This window comes from Trebonia sp. (genome assembly GCF_049794275.1).
GTDB lineage: Bacteria > Actinomycetota > Actinomycetes > Streptosporangiales > Streptosporangiaceae > Trebonia.
Map to the genome: position 1 here is coordinate 1 of NZ_JBARCR010000255.1, position 2,627 is coordinate 2,627.

Sequence of the window (2,627 nt, forward strand, 5' to 3'; positions counted from 1 at the left end):
CCAGCCGGTTACCGGGACCAGCGCGTACGTGAGGACGCCCTGCAGGCGATCGCCGGCAACCCGTCGCTGGCCCGCGAACACATCACGGCGACAGCGGTAACAGCCCGCGAGGCACTCGGCGAGGTGCGGGAAGTGGCGGCACGGTACCGGGACGTGCCATGGCCGGAGGCCGCTCCCGCCGAACCGGGGGAACTGCTGGCTCCCCGGCTCGCGCGGGCCGTCCTCGTGGTGACACTGTGCGGTCTCGCGGTCCTGTACGTGGCCTTCGTCGCGGTGAACGACCTCGGCGTGCCGGGCGGCTACAGCGCCCTGGTCGTCGCCTGGACCGTCGCGGTCGCGGTCGCGGTCGTCATCCTGCAGCTGCGCCACTCGTGGCCGTCACGTGGCGTCACCCGGCCGCGCGGCTGGTCCGTCACCCTCCCCCTGCAGGCCGTCCTCACGTACGCGCTGGTCCCGGTAACCGGCTGGCACTCGCTGACCATGTGCGGGTTTCTTGCCGGGTCGGCGCTGCTGCTGCTCCCCGCCGCCTCCGGCCGGGTCGCGTTCGCCGCAGTGATCGCCAGCATTCCCGTGCTGTGGACAGTGAAGCCCCCGCCAGAGCTGACAACCCTGGAGTCGCTGGGCGGGATGCTGTTCCTTACCGTGGAGAGCGCAGCGCTCGGCCTGCTGGTGTACGGGCTGACCCGGTTCGCGTGGCTGGCCGTGCGGCTGGAAAACCTGCGCGGCGAACTGGCCCGCAAGGCGGTGGCCGGCGAACGGCTACGGATGGCGCGCGATACCCATGATCTCCTCGGCCTCGGCCTGTCCGCGATCGCGATGAAGGCCGACTTGATCGGCAAGCTCATCGGCCGCGACGACGCCAGGGCGGGCGACGAGATCGCCGAACTCGCCAGGATCTGCGCCACCGCCAGGGCCGACGTGCGCCTGGTGGCCGGCGAGGCCAGGGAACTGCCGCTTCACGCCGAGCTCGCGGCGGCTCGTGACGTCCTGGCGTCCGCCGGCATCGACGTTCGCGCGCACATCGGCGCGAACCCGCCGCCGGAGGCGGCCTCGGTCCTGGTTCCCGTGCTGCGGGAAGCCGTCACGAACATCCTCAAGCACAGCAGCGCAAGCTACTGCACGCTCGAGCTGACCACCGGCAGTGCCGGGCAGCTGCGATTTCAGGTCAGTAACGACGGCAGCAACGAGGCCGGCAGCGCGCCGCTGGCCGAGGCCGGGCGTACTGGCAGCGGCCTCGGCAACCTCGCAGCCCGCCTCGAGGCCGCAGGCGGGCAGCTGGCCGCCAGGCGGGAAGGCGGCACCTTCAGCCTGGCCGTCGAGCTCCCGCTGCCCACTAGCGCCCCGCCCGTGGTCGGCCAGCCCGTGGTCGGCCAGCGGCTCGGTTAGAGCCAGCCAGCCTTCGTGGCGACCCGGACCGCGTCTATCCGGTTGCGACCGCCGAGCTTGGTAACCGCTGATGCCAGGTAGTTCCGCACGGTCCCGTAGGACAGGAAGAGTTCCGCCGCGATCTCGGGCAGGTCCACGCCAGCCGCGAACCGCCGCAGGACATCGGCCTCGCGCTCCGACAGCGGGTTTTCCTTCATCTCCAGCGTCGCCAGGGCCAGCTTCGGGTCGATCACCCGCTCCCCTGCCGCGACCCTGCGCAGCACGTCGATCAGCTGGTCCGACGGGGCATCCTTGACCATGAAGCCCGACACGTGCGCGGCAAGCGCCGCGCGCAGCTGCCCGGGGTGCCCAAGCACGGTCAGGATCACCACCCGGCACGCGGGCATCCGTTCATGCAGCTCCGCCGCGGCGGTGAGGCCGTCGAGCCCCGGCAGGTCGATGTCGAGCATCGCGACGTCGGGACGCTCCGCCAGCGCCGCGGGCACGATGGCAGGGCCGGCCGCCACCTGGGCGACCACCTTGATGTCCTCTTCCAGGTTCAGCACGGAGACCAGCGTGTCCCGCAGAATCCGCATGTCCTCCGCGACAAGGACCCGGATCATCACCCCTCCAACCGTGCGAACGACCACCTATCCCAGAGCCTAGCCAGAACGTCTCGGCCCCTCGGACAGCCGGTGCTGAATCTGGCTGACCCGCCCGGCGAGATCTATGGTCAGGTTGCGCCTGCTGGGCCGTCCATGCCCCGTCCGGATACTGGGTGACCCCGAGGATGCGCACCCGCCGGGTCGCTATCTCCATGACGAACAGCACGTACAGCGGCCTGAGGAAGATCGTGTCCACGGTGAAGAAGTCGCATGCCAGCAGGCCCTGCGCCTAGGTGCGCAGGAACTTCCGCCAGGAGGTGTCGATGCCGCGGGGAGCGGGCCTGATCGCCCTGCGCGGCCTCTGCGTGACCCGTCGGCGCGCGTCACTCATCGTGAGTGCCTGAACAGGGCGCGGGAGGCGATCCGGGCGCCCTCGGATAGATCCTCGAGTTTCGCCCAGACGATCTCCGGGTGGCCAACCCGGTTGCCGAGGCCACAGTCGGTGCCGGCGATCAGGTTCTCCGCGCCGACCAGCTTCGCGAACCGGAGCAGGCGCTGGGCGACCAGTTCGGGGTGGCCGCTGCCCCAGCAAACGTGCAGCCTGACCCGCTCTGGCGGAATGCCCCGCAGGGCGTGGTTCAGCGCCTCCACTCGCAG

2 protein-coding genes and 1 pseudogene are annotated in these 2,627 nt (G+C 70.8%); 1 reads left to right on the plus strand and 2 read right to left on the minus strand.

Features of this window, described 5'->3' with window-relative positions:
* Positions 1–1,386, plus strand: a 1,386-nt coding sequence (locus WA805_RS07385; protein ID WP_425241959.1) for a sensor histidine kinase, incomplete at its 5' end; no start/stop codon positions are given.
* Here the strand turns inward: WA805_RS07385 and WA805_RS07390 are convergent.
* Complete coding sequence (locus WA805_RS07390) at positions 1,383–1,988, minus strand: response regulator transcription factor (protein ID WP_422279123.1); 606 nt, start codon at positions 1,986–1,988, stop codon at positions 1,383–1,385. The genes WA805_RS07385 and WA805_RS07390 overlap by 4 nt on opposite strands.
* Before the next feature lie 369 nt (positions 1,989–2,357).
* A pseudogene (locus WA805_RS07395) lies at positions 2,358–2,627 on the minus strand (hypothetical protein); the annotation flags it as partial.